Source organism: Anaerobiospirillum succiniciproducens DSM 6400 (genome assembly GCF_000482845.1).
GTDB lineage: Bacteria > Pseudomonadota > Gammaproteobacteria > Enterobacterales > Succinivibrionaceae > Anaerobiospirillum > Anaerobiospirillum succiniciproducens.
Map to the genome: position 1 here is coordinate 1 of NZ_AXWV01000159.1, position 1,165 is coordinate 1,165.

Annotated in this window: 2 protein-coding genes; both read left to right on the forward strand. The window is 44.5% G+C overall.

The window, feature by feature from the left end:
• Nucleotides 1-453: flagellin (locus tag H524_RS15845; RefSeq protein ID WP_027940358.1), on the forward strand; the 453-nt coding region annotated here is incomplete at its 5' end.
• Between the two features lie 204 nt (nt 454-657).
• A partial coding sequence (locus tag H524_RS0112020) for a flagellin N-terminal helical domain-containing protein (RefSeq protein WP_027940359.1) occupies nt 658-1,165 on the forward strand: 508 nt, incomplete at its 3' end.

The following is a 1,165-nucleotide window of genomic DNA, read 5'->3' on the forward strand; positions in this document are numbered from 1 at the left end:
GGTGCCAATGCTCAAGATCTGATCAAACTGCAAATCAAAGAGGGCTTCCATCTTTCTGGTATTGCTGATATGGCTGGATTAAAAAAGGCTGACTGGAAAGGTAAAACAAATGGTCTGACTACGGCTGGTGCTAATAACAGTATTGCCATCTTCACAGTTAAAGATGCCTCTACTGCCCAGGCAACACTTGGAAACATAGATAGACTCATTGAATTAGTTGATTCAAAGCGTGCGGCCCTAGGCGCAATCCAAAATCGTATGGAAAGCACCATTCGCAATCAGAGCTCTATTGCTGAAAATGAGTCTGATGCCCGTTCACGTATCCGTGATACTGACTTTGCATCTGAGACTGCATCATTAACTCAGAACCAGATTATTCAGCAGGCCTCACAGACAATCCTGTCTCAGGCTAACCAGCGTCCTACCGTAGCTTTAAGCTTACTCGGCGGTTAATAGGTCGCAAATAAAAGTTTAGTTTTCTCATATCGCTTAAGGCCGTCCGCCATAACGGCCTTATTTAAGCGATTATAAAATCGCAGACTGTTTATTCGTAAGTGGCATTATATGCCCTTTACGAATACATAGATTGCATGTAGTACATGGTGGAGATAGAGCTTGTAAGCCATCTCTTTACTGAAACAATATAAGGAGAGAAATATGGCTTTATACGTTAACACTAACGTGAGCTCCATTAATGCTCAGCGCAAGCTTGCAAACTCCACTCTTGCGCTAAATACCTCATACCAAAGACTATCAAGCGGCCTCCGCATCAATAGCTCTAAGGATGATGCAGCAGGTCTGCAGATCTCTGATCGCTTAACATCCCAGATAAATGGCTTAAATCAGGGAAATCGTAACGCTAACGACGGTATCGCCTTAGCTCAGACCATTGAAGGTGCTCTCGATGAGACCACCAACATGCTACAGCGTATCCGTACTCTCGCCGTCCAAGCCGCTAACGGTACTAACACTGAGAAAGATCGTAAGGCTCTTCAAGAGGAAGTAACTGCTCTTTGCGCTGAGGTCGCCCGTATTGGCCATAAGACAACCTTTGCAGGTGCACATGTTCTGATGAGTCTTGGTGCTAAAGATGGTTTAGGCGGTAAAACTGGTAATGCACTGGATACTTTAAAGAATGGTGATGGCGACTACTTCTTTCAGGTAG